The sequence below is a fragment of the Rheinheimera sp. 1928-s genome (assembly GCF_029269265.1).
GTDB lineage: Bacteria > Pseudomonadota > Gammaproteobacteria > Enterobacterales > Alteromonadaceae > Pararheinheimera.
In genome coordinates this window covers 53,220-69,142 of sequence record NZ_JARIXP010000011.1, presented here as the reverse complement: position 1 = coordinate 69,142, position 15,923 = coordinate 53,220, and the positions used below count along the sequence as shown (strand labels likewise).

General features: G+C 44.7%; 17 protein-coding genes. 11 read left to right on the top strand and 6 right to left on the bottom strand.

What is annotated here, in order from left to right:
• Positions 1-313 precede the first annotated feature (313 nt).
• From P3C17_RS19645 to P3C17_RS19595, 11 genes are all read left to right on the top strand, one after another.
• Positions 314-829 (top strand): YcxB family protein, encoded by a 516-nt coding sequence (locus P3C17_RS19645; protein WP_300931006.1) that lies wholly within the window; start codon positions 314-316, stop codon positions 827-829.
• A gap of 99 nt (positions 830-928) precedes the next feature.
• The gene (locus P3C17_RS19640) at positions 929-1,456 is read left to right on the top strand and encodes a hypothetical protein (protein WP_300931005.1); all 528 of its coding nucleotides are present in this window, start codon (positions 929-931) and stop codon (positions 1,454-1,456) included.
• 94 nt (positions 1,457-1,550) lie between these two features.
• Positions 1,551-2,024, top strand: a complete 474-nt coding sequence (locus P3C17_RS19635) for a hypothetical protein (RefSeq protein WP_300931004.1) — start codon at positions 1,551-1,553, stop codon at positions 2,022-2,024.
• A 99-nt stretch (positions 2,025-2,123) separates the two neighbouring features.
• Positions 2,124-2,681, top strand: coding sequence for a hypothetical protein (locus tag P3C17_RS19630; RefSeq protein ID WP_300931003.1), 558 nt, complete (start codon positions 2,124-2,126; stop codon positions 2,679-2,681).
• A 114-nt stretch (positions 2,682-2,795) separates the two neighbouring features.
• A complete protein-coding gene (locus tag P3C17_RS19625; RefSeq protein ID WP_300931002.1) occupies positions 2,796-4,166 on the top strand; it encodes a serine hydrolase domain-containing protein in 1,371 nt (456 codons plus the stop codon).
• A gap of 106 nt (positions 4,167-4,272) precedes the next feature.
• Positions 4,273-4,599, top strand: coding sequence for a hypothetical protein (locus P3C17_RS19620; protein ID WP_300931001.1), 327 nt, complete (start codon positions 4,273-4,275; stop codon positions 4,597-4,599).
• 28 nt (positions 4,600-4,627) lie between these two features.
• Positions 4,628-5,527, top strand: coding sequence for an MBL fold metallo-hydrolase (locus P3C17_RS19615; RefSeq protein WP_300931000.1), 900 nt, complete (start codon positions 4,628-4,630; stop codon positions 5,525-5,527).
• A 38-nt stretch (positions 5,528-5,565) separates the two neighbouring features.
• Positions 5,566-6,372, top strand: coding sequence for a trypsin-like serine protease (locus tag P3C17_RS19610; RefSeq protein ID WP_300930999.1), 807 nt, complete (start codon positions 5,566-5,568; stop codon positions 6,370-6,372).
• A gap of 559 nt (positions 6,373-6,931) precedes the next feature.
• Positions 6,932-7,804, top strand: a complete 873-nt coding sequence (locus P3C17_RS19605; protein WP_300930998.1) for a hypothetical protein — start codon at positions 6,932-6,934, stop codon at positions 7,802-7,804.
• Between the two features lie 25 nt (positions 7,805-7,829).
• The gene (locus tag P3C17_RS19600) at positions 7,830-8,276 is read left to right on the top strand and encodes a nuclear transport factor 2 family protein (RefSeq protein WP_300930997.1); all 447 of its coding nucleotides are present in this window, start codon (positions 7,830-7,832) and stop codon (positions 8,274-8,276) included.
• 215 nt (positions 8,277-8,491) lie between these two features.
• Positions 8,492-8,881: a hypothetical protein gene (locus P3C17_RS19595; RefSeq protein ID WP_300930996.1), complete on the top strand. Its 390-nt coding sequence runs from the start codon at positions 8,492-8,494 to the stop codon at positions 8,879-8,881.
• 72 nt (positions 8,882-8,953) lie between these two features.
• On the opposite strand, the gene P3C17_RS19590 is transcribed toward P3C17_RS19595, so the two are convergent.
• The 6 genes from P3C17_RS19590 to P3C17_RS19565 form a co-directional block, all read right to left on the bottom strand.
• Positions 8,954-9,391 (bottom strand): energy transducer TonB, encoded by a 438-nt coding sequence (locus P3C17_RS19590; protein WP_300930995.1) that lies wholly within the window; start codon positions 9,389-9,391, stop codon positions 8,954-8,956.
• 106 nt (positions 9,392-9,497) lie between these two features.
• Positions 9,498-10,193, bottom strand: a complete 696-nt coding sequence (locus P3C17_RS19585; RefSeq protein WP_233080867.1) for a response regulator transcription factor — start codon at positions 10,191-10,193, stop codon at positions 9,498-9,500.
• Entirely contained in the window at positions 10,190-11,500 is a 1,311-nt protein-coding gene (locus P3C17_RS19580; protein WP_300930994.1) for a DUF4118 domain-containing protein, read from the bottom strand. The genes P3C17_RS19585 and P3C17_RS19580 overlap by 4 nt, the downstream gene beginning before the upstream one ends.
• Before the next feature lies 1 nt (position 11,501).
• On the bottom strand, positions 11,502-12,986 hold the full coding sequence (locus P3C17_RS19575; protein WP_300930993.1) for a TrkH family potassium uptake protein: 1,485 nt from the start codon (positions 12,984-12,986) through the stop codon (positions 11,502-11,504).
• 147 nt (positions 12,987-13,133) lie between these two features.
• Entirely contained in the window at positions 13,134-14,051 is a 918-nt protein-coding gene (locus P3C17_RS19570) for a histone deacetylase family protein (protein ID WP_300930992.1), read from the bottom strand.
• Positions 14,052-15,917 (bottom strand): GNAT family N-acetyltransferase, encoded by a 1,866-nt coding sequence (locus tag P3C17_RS19565; protein ID WP_300930991.1) that lies wholly within the window; start codon positions 15,915-15,917, stop codon positions 14,052-14,054.
• Positions 15,918-15,923: the final 6 nt, after the last annotated feature.

The following is a 15,923-nucleotide window of genomic DNA, read 5'->3' as shown; positions in this document are numbered from 1 at the left end:
GATAGTTGAAAGCAGGGTGGTTCTTTGCGGAGAAAATATCAGCCTTGATAGTCGGGACGGCAACGTATTGCCAACTGATCTGAATAGTGGCGAATGATCAATAGAATAAACAGGTTATCAGATACGAAATGGCAGCAACACTGTGAAAGACTGCATCAGATTGTCCAAAATAATCTTGCAAGCAGCTGTTCCCTAAATATACAAATTCCATTAGCATCAGATGTACCAATAAAGAGCGCACCCACCGTTCAACAGACTCTTATCCGTCGTGAACGCCGGATAAGACGCTAAAAAGTTATGCGAAAGGAATGATATGAGAGTAACGACGGATATTTCGAGAATAGATCTTTTAAAGTTCAACTTAAGATTTATGGTTACAACATCTTACATGTATAAATATTTTTCTATTATTGTAGCTATTGTATTAGCTATTGTATTTTGGAAAGCAGGTCTACCAAACACACAAGAGAAATGGATGATTTCTATTGTCGGTGCATTTCTATCTGGACTTGCTGCAATCGGCATATACTTCTTGTTTTGTATTGGTTCAATTTTGTTACGTTCGAATACCTTAAACGGCATTCTAGGTGTTCATGAATACGAACTCAGAGATGAAGGCTTATTTGAAAAAACAACAGCAAATGAGACGCTTAATAGATGGGAAGGTCTTGGTAAAGTCACAATTGCTGGCCCCTTCCTATTACTGCAAGTATCCGGATTTTTGTATCATATTTTCCCGAAGAGGTGTTTCAAAACCGAGGAAGATTTTAATTCCTTTAAATCTGCCCTTCAGAACAAAGTTTACGAAGCGCATAACAAACCACTGTAGTCGCTCACTGCGTTCGCTGGGACAAAAACACATGAGCTGTCTCGCTTCGCTTGTATTTTAGCCCAAGCGTTTTTGCCCCTAAGTGGGGTGTTAGGCCCTATGAAAAAAATCATCGCAAGCCTCATAGCAATTTTTATATTCAATAACATTGCTTCAGCTCACGAGGACACTTCACTACTGATAAGTGTTGACGGCTCAATATCCGGAATACCTCCAGAGTTTGGTGCAGCAAAGCTAAATATTGAATTCTCCAATGAGAGCGCATCCGCATCTGTTGCCAAACTAGAATTACACATCGGTGGGAAATCCCTTCTATTTCCTGCGTGCCTTAGCAGCCTTCTAAAAACAAATAAAATCAACACTGTAATAGCATCCGGTTCTTGGTATCACGACGAGTCATATCTTCCTTATTACTTGAGCATTAAATTTCACGACAGCACATACAACCCTGCAGCCTGGGTAAACACCGGATATTCGGTTTTAGTTAACCTTAGAGAAAACACATTAATAAGCATGAAAAAGTATGAAATTCTTGACGGCGGCAGTTACCAAGAGCCTGAAATCAATCTAAAATCTCAATGTACAGAAAGTGAGCTTAAGAACTTTCCTTACCAGCCAATAATTTAGCCTAAGCCTAACAATTGGTTCAAACCGTTCGCTTCGCTCACTGGGACGGGCTAAAGCCCGCCCCTTAACCAAACGTTAGCGCACGGAAGAATATATGACTTTCTATCATGTAATCGCGAAATTAGAGTCTGAGGAATCGAGTCGAGTCCTATTCTCTGATCTTTCTAAAAATGACCTGAATAGTCAGTTCATCACACCTTACGAAAAGGGCGTATCATTTTTCTCCGGCAATGATCTGGTTTCACCTACAACCCTCCGCTCAGTTCAAATTATTCTTACTGCAAAATCTGACGAGGTTGAGAGGGACGAGATCAATAGAAAAGATCGCGAAAAAATTGACCATTTGAATAGCTCAGATTCAGGTGCATTTTTCGTAAGTGTTGGTGGCGGCTATGATCCGGAAGATATCGCCGGAGCTGGTGATGATGTAACTCACTCGTTTATAAAAGGGCCGCCGGGGTTCAAAGCCAATCGTTGGTCACCTTCTTTAAAAGTAGTTAGCTGGGTTGGCGGTATAGTCGCAGTAGTTGCCGCGGCCGGTTTAGTTAAATGGCTAGGTTGGGCATGAGCGCTAACAAACGCATGTTGTTCGCCCGCTGCGCGGGCTGGGACGGCTTACGCTGCGCTCCAGACGCCCCAAAGCTTTGCGTTATGCCTTTGAGGAAGTATGGATAATCTAACTTTTATATCGAATTCCATTACTGCTTTGGCGTGGCCAATCGCAACGATCGTAATTGTAATTTTATTGAGAAGTGAAATTTCAAGTTTGCTTGGACGCATTAAAAAAATCAAACATAAGGATTCTGAAATTGATCTTGCCGGTGAAGTCAGTGATGCAGTGAAAAGCGCGGATAAAATATTAAGTAAATCAGTCGCTGAGAAAACGCCAGAACAGGAAAGATTTGGAAGGCTTGCCGAGGACAGCCCGCGAGGAGCGATCTTGGATTCGTGGCTATCTATAGAGGAAGCAATGGATGAGTACGCGCGGCGGCACGGAATTGAAAGCCAAAACCCTCATAGCCCACCTTATCAAAGAATTCAGAGTATCCAACTTCACAATCTAGATGTGGCTACACTTGGTCATGGGATTATAGAAATGCTCGATAAGCTAAGACGTATTAGAAATGACGCAGTTCATCGAACTGATGCTGATATTACTACAGCTATTGCAAAAGATTATGCGGCCTTGGCTGTTCGTGTTAAAGCCAGATTAGAAGAGGCATAACAAGTTGCTCAAGCTTCGTTCCGGCCAAAAAACGGCCTCCACTGGACGCGCTAAAGCGCGCCGCTTAGCAAAGCGTTAAATTGCTTTGCCAACACCATCAGTACAAGGATAGTAATGAAAATTTTTTTAATGTGTCTTCTTTTATTGAGTACCTGTTGGGCAACTGCAAAAGCTGAATCTCAGACAGGCTTTACTGATCTTATCGTGCAATATAAACAGCACTATGGCTTTTCGGGTGCTGTGTTAGTGCTAAAAAATGGCAAGCCAATATTCACAGAAACCCAAGGATATGCTGATGATGTTAAGTTAAAGGAAGTGACCTTACTTACAAGGTTTGATATTGGTTCGATTCAAAAAGATCTAACTGCCATATTGGTACTGCAAGCGTATGACGATGGTCTGTTGGATTTAGAAGATACGCTGGATAAGTTTTCTTTAGGATTCACAGACACAAAATCAAAGAAGATTACCATTAAACAATTGTTGGAGCATCGCTCTGGTTTTGCTGACATATTCACAGCTGAGTACCGGAAGAACCCAAATAAATATACTAATATTGCCGAAAAACTGGACATTTTGCGGCGCCAGCCTTTGTTATTTGAACCAGGCACCGAACGAAAATATTCAAACTACGGCTACATAGTACTAGGCGCTGTTCTCGAGAAAGTAACTAGGCAAGATTATTGGACGCTGCTAGAAAAAAATGTATTGCAGCCATCACGATACGTGCTTGCAATCAGACAATCAGGTCACGATCCTACGGCATTTCCTTATCATTTCAATTACGAAGGGAAAAGGCAGTTAGTAGATCCAAGTATGCTTGAGCACAAAACACCTGATGGTGGAGGTGACCTGACGGTATTTGAGCTTTACGCCGTCTACCAACAATTATTCAATCAGAAAAAGTTATTGTCTGACAACAGCCTACAAATTTTGAAAATGCTACAGAAAGATCAAGGACAGTGGCTGGCATTTGGTGGTGGAGTTGGTTTAAGCACTGCCGTTGAAATTGATTTTGTTAATGATATTTGGGTTGTAGTGTTGGCAAATACAGATCGTTTAGTCGCAGAAGAGCTTTCTTCAAGATTAAGAAGTTTGGCGGTATCAGGGCAATACGCCAGGGTACAGTTGCCTGCAACATTATTTGCCTATCAGCAATATCAGGAGCTGGGAGAGAAATTATTTGGTACGCAATTTGAGGCTGTTTACGAAAAGGCAGGTTATCAAACATTTCTGGGCAAGACGATTACAGATCTAGCCAGAGAACTTATTGCGGCAGGTAAAGCAAAGAATTCAATATTTTTTTTCAGATACCTGACTGATAAATATCCAGATCATGCTGAAGTATATGATGGTTTAGCACATGGATATTTCAGTGCCGGATACTATGAAGACGCGAAAGCTGTGTTTGCTAAAGCAAAAGCGTTGAATAAAGATTATAACAGCCAGTTTAATACGGCTAATTACGAAGCTACACACAAGTAAGTTAGACAATTTAACAAGGCGCTGTTGTCGCCACCGTCGTGGCTGGGACGGCTTACGCTGCGCTCTAGCCGCCCCAAAGCTTTGCATTAAGAGGAAATAGGAAAGTATGCGAATCACCAAAACAGGGATAGCTCTCTGTTCTCTTTACCTGATTGCTTCAGTTGGCTTTGTGATTTGGGCACAGTTCATCAGTGATCCAAAAGGGAAATATATTATTTTGCAAATGCCAGTTGTACTCCAGCATGGGCTGCTCTTGGCATTAGACGCAACTCATATACTAAAGAATATGAACTGGGCAGAAGTGTATCTCGTTCTTGGTGTTCCAATGCTGGGCTTTCTGGTCTTGCTGGGCTCCCTCATCGAATTCTTTGTAGCTAAAATGTGTTCTGGTGCATCGGCTCTTAACAAAGCGTTGCACAGGACAAGCCGGTGAACGCATCGTTAGCATTTCGGAAGTCAATATGCGTAAAAATATTGTTTTTCTCGTCTTATTTATTTCAATGAACGCTGTGGCAGACGCAGGTGTTCCAGAAATGAAGGGTGAGAATGGGTATGTTGAGCCCTTCAGAATGTTTGGCAACCTGTACTACGTCGGAGATAAGTGGGTCTCCTCGTATGCTGTCGAAACATCATCCGGTTTGGTCATCATAGATACTCTTGATTTTCCATTTAGCAAGTGGATACCTGCCAATTTAAAAAAACTAGGTCTAAATGATAAGAAAGTTACTCACATTTTTGTAACCCATGGGCATTCCGACCATGTTGGTGGCGCAGAGTTTCTTCAGTCTCTGTATGGTTCCAAAGTCATCATGTCGGAAAAAGCGCTTGAATTAGCTAAAGAACAAGCTCTGAAAAGCAAAGGCAAAGCGGTTTTTTTACCACCAGTTGTAGGATCGTACGCCGAGGATAGCTCAAATATTGTTGTCGGCGATACAGAGTTTAAATTCTATATTACGCCAGGACATACAGAGGGCGACCTGTCCATCGACTTCTTCGTGGAAGATAAAGGCAAGCAATATCGCGCGTTTGTAGTTGGTGGGCATGGAGCAAATTTCCAAAAACCTGGTCTTGCCAAGCAGTTTATGGCTAGCATGGCTCGCATCAAGAAGATAGCAACGCAAAGCCCCGCAGTAACAGTCAACCTATCCAATCATCCGCATAAGAACAATTTGTTTTCTAATCGCGGGATCAGTGCCAAATACAAAACCATCAATCCATTCATTAGTCAGGAGAACTTCTCCCAATTTATTGAGCAACAAGAAGAGTCGGCCACTGAAGAGGTCAAAGAAGAGCTTAAATCGAGTGGTTCAACTAATGCTAACAACTCAATGCAGCCGACCGCTGACGCGTCGGCTGATTGAGAAGTTAACCGTCGAAGGGAACATCAAAGGAAATATAAATGCCTCAAGTTTTGCTTTTCACACTGCTTGCTTTGTCTTTTAGCCTAAACGCCATTGTGATTCGACACGACGTTGACGATTCAAAGTATCGAATTCAGGCAACTGAGTTTCCAGCTCTGGCGGACATGCCCGTTGAGGGGCATGGTGTATTAATTGCGCCACAGTGGATTATTACCGCCGCTCATGCGATCACATGGCAAGCTGAAATCAAACAAGTCATGGTGGGCGGTACACCTCGAGTTGTTGAGCGTATTGAGATACATCCCGGTTATAAAGCGCCGCCAAAGCAACTACTCGAACAAGCTCTAGCGACCTGGGATTGGACGCTTTTCAGGGTTCTGCTCGCTTCGTCGGATGACATCGCTCTGCTGAAATTAGCAAAGCCCATCACCGATGTTGTACCTGCGTCTATTTTTAGTGGCAATAGTGAGTTCGGACAAATAGTTAAGGTTATCGGAAAAGGCGCTACAGGGAATGGTTTGAGTGGTTATGAATTCAGCGACCCACATCGTACTGAACTTCGTCGTGCGTACAATAAGGTCACGAGCGCGGATGGCCGATGGATCTGCTATCTGTTTGACAACTCAGTGGATGCTTTACCTCTTGAAGGCGGATCAGGAAATGGCGATAGCGGTGGACCAGTTTTGATTGAGGATAAAACAGGATGGCTGTTAGCCGGTTTGACTTCCTGGACTGATCTGCAAAGTACGAACAGAACACCAGGGCGATACGGCCAAGTCACTTGTAATGTTCGACTGAATCATTATAAACAATGGATTCAAGGTGTTATGTCGGGGCAACCGTAATGGCGGCTAAGAGTATTGGGGGCAAGTCTTGACCCATGCCCCGATTTTTTAGGGGGACATCATTAGTTGTGAATGAATTGGTGATGTTTTTCTATTATTTTTTGATTTTATGAACATTTTTGTTTGGTTCTGATTTGACGGGGCACAGGGCAAGACTTGACCCTATAGGTTTTTCAGACTTGACCCTATAGGTTTTTCTAATTCGATGTGAGGCATAGTCTCCTTTCCTGGCAACAAAATTTATCGGGATGCTTGGCGGTGCCGCTATAAAACGCTTTCGGGTGTCCCCCCAGCCCTGGAATGATAATACGAAATAAGCGGATTTATTGGGCGCTATAGTCGCACGGCATCAAGCCGGAAGAAATGCTTTATCCCGAATACCCACCCTCTGGTCACAACAGGTTGGAGACACAAGCATCAGCGGCCCAAGCTCGGCTCATCTTAATCAGGGCAACCATAACGAAACTCTCAGTATGAAAACAAGCTTCAATACGGTGGCGATATGTGTACTACTTTAAAGCCTGTTTAGTTAAGTTGAGCTCTTTAATAAGGATAAATTATGAAGCGTATTTATATGGCAGCGGCTCTGGTGTTTTCAGCTTTATTTGTCGCTGGCGAAAGTTATGCAGAAAACGGATCTCCAGTGCTAACAGGCCCTTACCTTGGGCAAAAGCCACCCGGTTCAACGCCAGAAATTTTTGCACCTGGTATTGTTTCTACTGAAGGTTGGGAAGTTAGTGGAGCGTTCACGCCTGAGCTCAATGAGTTTTATTTCATTCGAGATAACAAGGTCAGCGAAAAGCAAGAAATGGTTGTTTTTATAAATACCAATAATGGGTGGCATGAATCAGTTTTTTCGCCAAGAGTGGGAACCCCTTTGATCGCGCCAGATGGTAAAACCATGCATTTAGGTAAGCGTTACAAGGAGCGCACTGAGACTGGCTGGTCTGAAGTTAAAAAACTGGGTGCTCCTTTCGACACATTGCCTATCATGCGCCTTACAGCATCTTCAAAAGGTACTTACTTTTTTGATGAATTCAAACGAGATTTTACCGGGGATATCCGATATTCACGATTGGTAGATGGCAAACATGAAGAACCCAAGCTGCTGGGGAAAGAAATCAATAGTGGAAAAAGTTTTCATCCCTTCATAGCCGCAGATGAATCTTATCTGATATTTGATAGTAAAAGAGAAGGAGGTTATGGCGACTCAGATCTTTATATCAGCTATAGACAGCAAGATGATACATGGGGGGAAGCCATTAATTTAGGCGACAAAATAAATACCGAAGGCTGGGAAGCAATGGCCAGCGTAACATCGGATGGTAAATATCTTTTTTTCAATCGAAATATGGCTCCGGGCAATCATGAAAACGTAGACATATTCTGGGTAGACGCACAATTTATTGAAACTCTTAGACCCAAGCAGTAAACCATATAACAAATAAGGATAGCTTATGAAATCACTAGTTCTTTCTGTTGCGTTACTTTTCGCCTTTCATTCAATTCCTGCAACAGCACAAAGCGCCGATGCAGAGCTTGTTCAGCAAGTGGTCCAATCGGCTTACATAGACGGATTTGCGAATCTGGTGGATATCTCTGCCATGGAGAAAGGCTTTCATCCATCATTTGAAGTGTTGCGGTTAAAGGACGGCAATATCGAGAAAACAACTATTGCTCAATGGATTGCCGGTGCCAAAATGCGCGTAGAAAACGCCGCCGGTGCAGCGCCAGAAATCATCTATACCGGAAAATTTCTGCAGCTTGATGTTACAGGTTCTGTTGCAGTGTCCAAACTGGATGTGTACAAAGCCGACAAACTGGCTTACACGGATTATCTGAGTTTGTACAAGTTTGATGAAGGCTGGCGCATCGTTTCAAAAGTGGGCTACAGTCACTACTAAAAGCAAGCCGCTGCAGTCATTTTACCTGCCTGCAGCGGCTTGTTCGCCGACTTGTGAGAACAATTTGATTTAAGTCTTGCTCCTATATCTGATCTATTTTTCGTTAAATTTCTGGTTTTTTACCTCAAACTCATGGAAGCTGAATCAGTCTGGTATTTTGGGCTCTGGGTATGTACAAAGAACACCAATCAACAGTCCTATTGATGAGGTTTACTATGCCAAAAAGTTTATTGATAAGCTCGATGTTTGCGCTCTTACTATCGAGCAATCACGCCTTAGCTAATGAAGCTTGTTTGCTTGAAACCAATGCGGATTTTATGGGGGTAAAATTAGATATTAAAGACTGCATACAAAATGCAGGAATGGCGGCCGCTGATTTTAAAGCTCAGTGTGAGGGGTTATCACAAGCTGTGGTCTCTATGGGCGGGCCAGCGGCCAAGATTACTTATTTATCCAGCTGTCCTGTGCCTTTTCAGGCGAAATGTGATAATTCAAACACCGCAAAAACTGTATTTTTTTACTATAAACGATCTGCTGATGAAGCTGCAGGCATTGAATCCAGCTGTGGGCTTATGCAAGGGAAGTACACAAAAGGCACTTTGTAAGAAGGGCATAGGGGCGGATGTTAAAAGTAGTCAGTATGCTGCGCTGACTACTCTAAATGTACACCAACTTACTCACTTACATTCAGCCTTGGCTTGTAACTCACAACGTTGAATAGCTTCGGCTTCGGTACTGCCACCCATGCAATAATCCAGTCGCAGAATTTTTTGCTCCGGTGCGTCAGGTTTACCTGTCGTATTGTGCCATTTCCATTTCTTCAGCTCTTTTTTTGCTGATTTAAATTCAGCTGCCGCCGGTACTGAAGTGAGTAAATCAATGCTTTCAGCTTTGCCGTCTTTATCTAAGCTGATTTTAAAAACGCCACAACCTACTGCGCCTTTCATCGCCATTTCAACAGGGTAGGCCGGGGGCACTTGTTTAATACGTGACCACAGAGCGTCCTGTGGCGTAGGTTGCAGTTCAGTTAAATGGACATAACCGTAGTTCATTGCACTGACCGGAATGCTTGTCAGCATGGAAAACACGAAAACTATCAAAGACTTTTGTTTCATTCACTATCCTTAGCTTTTGCTGTCATGACCCTATGGGTCATTTAAACTAGCCAGAAACTAACTTTGCTGCAACCATTTTTTCTGGATGAGGGACTTTAACGAGCCGCTACTCACAAAGCCTATAGCCAACTCCAGCCTCGGTTTTCAGATGCCGTGGCGCTGAAGGGTTATCTTCCAGTTTTTGCCTTAACTGTGCCATATGGACGCGAATATACTCAGGTCTGTCCTGGTAATGTTCGCCCCAAACTTGCTGCAAAATTTGGTTATGCGTCAGCGCTGAACCTAAATGCCGCACCAGCAACAGTAAGATATCGTATTCGGTTTTGGTCAAATGCACAGCTTCACCGGCTTTGGTCACCAGGCGCTGCACCGGATCCAGCTTGATGTCGGCAAAAGCCAATGGCCTGGCGGTTTTTTGTTGTTGTCGCAGTGTGGCTCGAACCCGTGCTAACAGCTCGGCTGAGCTAAAAGGTTTAGTGACATAGTCATTGGCGCCGCTATCCAGCGCCTGAACTTTATCTAACTCTTTGCCCCGGGCTGATATCACAATGACTGGTACTTCAGACCAGCTGCGCAGTTGCTGCAACCACTGAATGCCATCCATATCGGCTAAACCTAAATCCAGTAAAATCAAATCAAAACTATGCTCCTTGAGTAAAGCAAAGCCTTGTTTACCCTGAGCGGTGATCAAACTCTGATAGCCCTGACTATCCAGCAGGGTTTGTAAGAAACTTTGTAGCCCGGTGTCGTCTTCAAGCACCAGCAGGCTGACAGAGAGATCTTTTGCTGTGCCTTTGTTCATCGTGGCCACTCCAATACAGCTGTGATTTGCTGTAGCTGCGGGCTGCTCTGTAATTCAAAACTACCCTGATGCAAACCAGCCACAGCCCGGCAAATATTGATACCCAAACCATGGCCTTTATCCCGGTTTGACGGCGCTTGATCATTCACAGCATTTGTCAGCCGGATGTAAAAAGCAGATCCTTTGTGTCCCATCTGCAACTCGAAAGGGGCTGCCCCATGATACAAGGCATTTTCCAGCATATTCGCCAGCGCAATTTCCAGTAATTCCAAATCACCTGACAAAGACTCCGCCGCGCTACAGTGCAAAGATGCAGTTAACTCTGTGGCTTTTTCACCTCGTCTGGCCAAAGCGCCAGCCACTAAATCGTCTGAACTGAAATCCGTTAGCTGAATTTGATGCCCTGTCAGTTGGGCTTTGCTCAGCTCCAGCACTTTTTCAAAATGCTGATTTAAAATCTGGCTTTGCTGGTAAATATTCTGTGCCTGTTGTTGACGCTGCGCTGTGCTCAGTTGCAGCTCTGGGTCTGCCAACATACTGGATGCGCCCATAATAGTGGCTAAAGGCGTACGTAAATCATGGGATAACGAGCGTAACAGCATAGCTTTTTGTTGTTCCAGTTGAGCTGTAACCCTGTCTTGTTGTGCTTTTTCACGCAATTCCAGCTGGGCATAACTTTGCGCTAATAAAGACTGAGCTGTATGCAATAAAGTTGCGTGACTTGATAAAAAGCAGGGAGGCACCAGGATCCAGGCGGAAGCAGGAGATCCAACAGCCAAAATCGCTTGCTCCGCAACTGCTGTAGGTTCCTGTTCTTGAACAACCTGAACAGTAGCGCCTAAGCGGCGACTTAATAATTTAGCTGCGTAAGCACATTGTTGTGACCAGTTTTGGCGTTGGCCCAAACCTTTGGCCAGCATATACATGCCACGGGTTTGTGACATGGCATAACGCAAACGTTTTAACTGCTGTTTTGACTGATCAGACAACAAACTGATTAATAACCCCAGTACCACCATCACCACAAAGCTGATAAAGAAACTGGCATCGTGCACATCAAAAGTGTAATAGGGCGGCACAAAACACCAGTTCAAAATTAATACCGACACCAAAGTGGTCAGCGAGGCCCAGCGCCAGCCATAATGCTGCGCCTGCCATGCCACCCATAACAATTGCAACATGGCAACGTCAGTCGGGCTTATCCAGTCTCGTAGCGGTAAACACAGCAGCACTATCAGCAGCGGTGCCAGTAAAGTACCGGCCAGCTCCGGCAAATAAGAAAACGAAACACGCAGTGGTTTTGCCATATCAATAGCGCCAGTAAGAGGGGGTAAATAAAATGAGTAAAGTCAGAATTTCCAGTCGTCCCATTAACATACCTAAACTCAGCCACCATTTAGCGGCATCTGGTAAAGTCGCGAAGTTACCGGCAGGGCCAATAATGCTGCCAAGACCAGGACCAACGTTCGCGACAGCTGTTGCGGCACCAGTGATTGAAGTAACTAAATCCAGTTCACAAAAAGACAATGCCATAGCGATAAAGGCTATGGTAGCAAAATAGATAAAACAAAAGGCCAGTACGTTGCCTAATAACTGGTCATCTACTTTTTTACCACCATAACTCTGGCTCCAGACCGCTTTGGGATGCACCAGCAATTTTAACTGTTTTACCAATAACATAGCAGCAAGCTGAATTCGGAATATTTTTAAACCACCCGAAGTAGAACCTGAACAAGCTCCGGCAAAGGTCAGGTAGAAAAACAGCATAATGGCCATATTGCCCCACAAGGTGTAATCCTCTGAGGCATAACCGCAGGTGGTAATAATGGACACTACATTAAACAAGCTGTGGGTGAGGGCATCAAATACGGCTCTGTCATTATGCACCACTTGATACACAGTCAGCAGCAGGCTGCAAAATGCTACTATGGCTAAAAATGCCCGTACTTGCGGGTCTCGCCACAACGAGGTTTTATCGCCTTTGGCGATACTGACAAAAAGCACAAAAGGCATGGCGGCCAGCATCATAAAAAAACTACTTAACCAGAAGATTTGCGGCATGTCTTTGAATTGACCAAAGGATGCATCGTAGTTAGCAAATCCACCTGTGGCCACAGTAGTCATGGCATGCGTGACAGCGTCAAAACCTGTCATGCCCGCCAGATAGTAGGCAGTCATAGTACAGACAGTTAATACCAGATAAACAACGCCAATGGCAGCGGATAAAGTAGAACTGCGGGGCAGAATTTTATCTGAGGTATCGGAGTTCTCGGTTTTAAATAATCGCATACCGCCGATTTTTAGTGCAGGTAAAATGGCGATGGCCATCACAATAATACCTATACCACCTATCCAGTTCAGCACGGCGCGCCAGAATAAAATGCCTTTTGGCATGGTATCTAATCCGGCAAGCACTGTAGAACCTGTAGTAGTGACGGCTGAGACGGTTTCAAACACAGCGTCTGTTAAAGTGCAATTGGGCACAATCAGCCATAAAGGGATAGCGGAGAAAACACAAAGCGACAGCCAACTTAAGGTGGTGAGTAAAAACAACTGGCGATGCTTAATATCTTTCGCTTCACGGCCTTTGTACACCAGCGTATAACCTACAGAAGCTGTAAATAGTGCGGAGCCAAGAAACACCCAAAAACTGCTTTCGTTATAAAGAATAGACACCGCCATAGCCACCAGCTTGACCGCCGACAACAGCAATAACAAATGCCCAAGCACCCGGTACATCAGATAACGACTGGCGTTTTTTACTGCAGAACCCAACACCAAAGTGGCGGCCATAAAATTTGATCCGGCGTGAAACAACAGCCAAATTTTATAGCTTTAGGTCTCTAGAGGTTATAAAGATTGTATAAAGAAAGATTGCAACACAGATAGACAGCTCAATGAAACTGTAGGGGGCGGGTTTATCCCCGCCCACAGGGGTTGTTATAACTGCCCCTTTAGATAACTCACCACACTGCGCGCCAGCGGGCTATGTTCATAACCACCTTCGAGCATTGAAACTAAACGACCGCCGCAATAACTGTCTGCAAGTTGCTTGAGTTGTTGGCCCAACCATAAATAATCCAGCTCAGTCAGTTTCATCTGGCCCATATCATCTTCGATATGAGCATCAAAACCAGCTGAGACCAATATCAGTTCAGGCTGAAATTCATGCATTAAAGGTAGCCATTCATCGGTAAAACGCTGCTGATACAAAGCGCCTGTAGTGCCAGCAGCTAAAGGCATTTTGACGATAGACGGCGTATGACTGACAGGGTCTGTGTAAGGGTAAAACGGATGCTGAAAGGAAGAGAAAAACTTCACTCTGGGATCATGCTGGAAAATATCTTCGGTGCCATTGCCATGATGCACATCAAAATCCACAATCAGCACACGCTGCAACCCATACTGCTGCATAGCATAAGCCGCTGCTATGGAGATGTTATTAAAAATACAAAAACCTTTGGCCGCTTTGTATTCAGCGTGATGACCAGGTGGGCGTATTAAACAAAAAGCCTGTGCGTCAGATTGTTGCATCACCAAATCTACCGCATTGATACCGGAGCCTGCTGAATACAACGCTGCGTTTAGCGATTTAGCATTGGCCTGGGTATCGTCATCCAGCCAGATATGACCGCTATCTGGCACTACATCAAGTATATGATCGACATAGGACGGACAATGCGCTAAACACAGCTGCTCACGACTGGCAGGGCTGGCATCCCGTTGCTGCACCACATATTCCAGCCCCGAACTTAATAGCTGGTCCTGCACTGCATGTATTCGCGATGCGGCTTCCGGATGATCATGCCCTATATCGTAAGACAAACAGCGACCATGACTGAATATCACTAAACTCATTTACTGCTTCTCTGGTTCTGCCGCCTTTAACAGCAACTCTAAATACACTTCATCCGGATCGCCACTAGCGATGCGTTTAAATCCGGCCTTTTCAAACACCTTTTGCATCGGCTTATTGTCGGCCCGGACATACGCCATCATGCGGTTGAGTTCGCGCATACGGGCAATTCGGATCATCTCTTCCAGCAGCCGTTTGGCCATGCCTTTGCCATGTTGCCGTTCGCGGGTGACAAAAGCTACTTCTGCGCTATTGTCGGTTTCGTTCAGGTAATAACGGCCTACCGCCTGAATTTCCAGTATCGAGCCTTGCTGTTTGACAATACAAAGCGCTAAATCGCGGGACTGATCCACACTAACCAAAGTACAGGATTTTTCTCTGCTCATTTGTTTGGGGTGGTGGTTGTAGCGCAGCAACAAGGTTTCTTTGGTATGAGAGTAAAAGAACTCCTGCAAACGGCGCTCATCTGCCGGGTTGAGTGCCCGTAAATCAAACTGCTCGCCCGCTATAGTTAAAGTTTTCACACCCACTTTGCCAAGCTCAGTCACATCTTTGGGGTAATCTTTTTGATAATGCGGCACCCAATAGCGGGTACGAACCTCATCCAGCAGTTGTTTACGGAATTTTGGATGCGCCACCCGAATTAATTCCAATGCCCGTTCGCGGATACTTTTTCCGCGTAAGGACGCCACACCAAATTCTGTCGCGACATAATGCACATGGCCACGGGAGGTGACTACGCCACCACCTTCAGTGATAGTGGCCACAATACGTGATACTGTGCCATTTTTCGCTGTGGAGGGCAGGGCAATAATAGGTTTGCCGCCTTTGCTCATTGACGCGCCACGGCTGAAATCTACCTGACCACCAATACCGCTGTAAAATCTGTGACCTATGGAATCTGATACCACCTGGCCTGTTAAATCGACTTCTATGGCGCTGTTAATGGCGATCATGGCGTCGTTACGGGCAATATTGGTGGGGGAATTGACATATTCGCTGGGGTAAAACTCAACATGAGGGTTACCATCCACAAAGTCATATAAAGCTTTGCTGCCCATACAAAAACTGGTGACGGTTTTGCCGGGGTGAAAGGATTTTTTCCTGTTGTTAATCACGCCTTTGGTGATGAGCTCCATCACACCATCGGAAATCACTTCTGAGTGCACGCCTAAATCTTTGTGATTGCCTAAATAACGTAAAACGGCTTCAGGAATTTTGCCTATACCCAGCTGTAAGGTAGCGCCATCTTCAATCAGCATCGACACATACTGGCCAATCCGTTCTGTGACTTCATCCAGCACTGGCGGTGGCAGTTCTGGTAGCTCTTCTTCCTGCTCAATAAAAGCGTGAATTTGGCTTTGATGAATAAAGGTATAACCATTGGTCCGTGGCATTTTGGGGTTGATTTGCGCTATAACTTTTTTCGCTGAGCGCACAGCTGCTGATACTGCATCAACTGATACACCCAAAGAGCAATAACCAAAAGCATCAGGCGGGCTGACCATCACTAAAGCGGCGTCTAAAGGCAGAATTTCGTTTTTAAACAGCGCTGGTACTTCAGATAAAAAACAAGGGGTATAGTCGGCCCGGCCTTCAGCGACCGCATTACGCACTTTGTCACCTGCAATAAATAACGCATTGATTTTAAATAAATCGCTGTAACGCTGTTCTGCCCAGCAGTTATCAGCCAGCACCATCAGTTGCACCAGCTCAATATCATGCAGGTTTTTACTGCGGGCCATTAAATCGGCCAACAAAGCCTGAGGCGCGGCTGCGTGTGAGCCAATAAAAATACGATTACCGGATTGCAGCAGTGCACTCCAGTCCAGCGATTTTGCCGGCGATTTATCTGATGTTTTGGCCATTCAGCA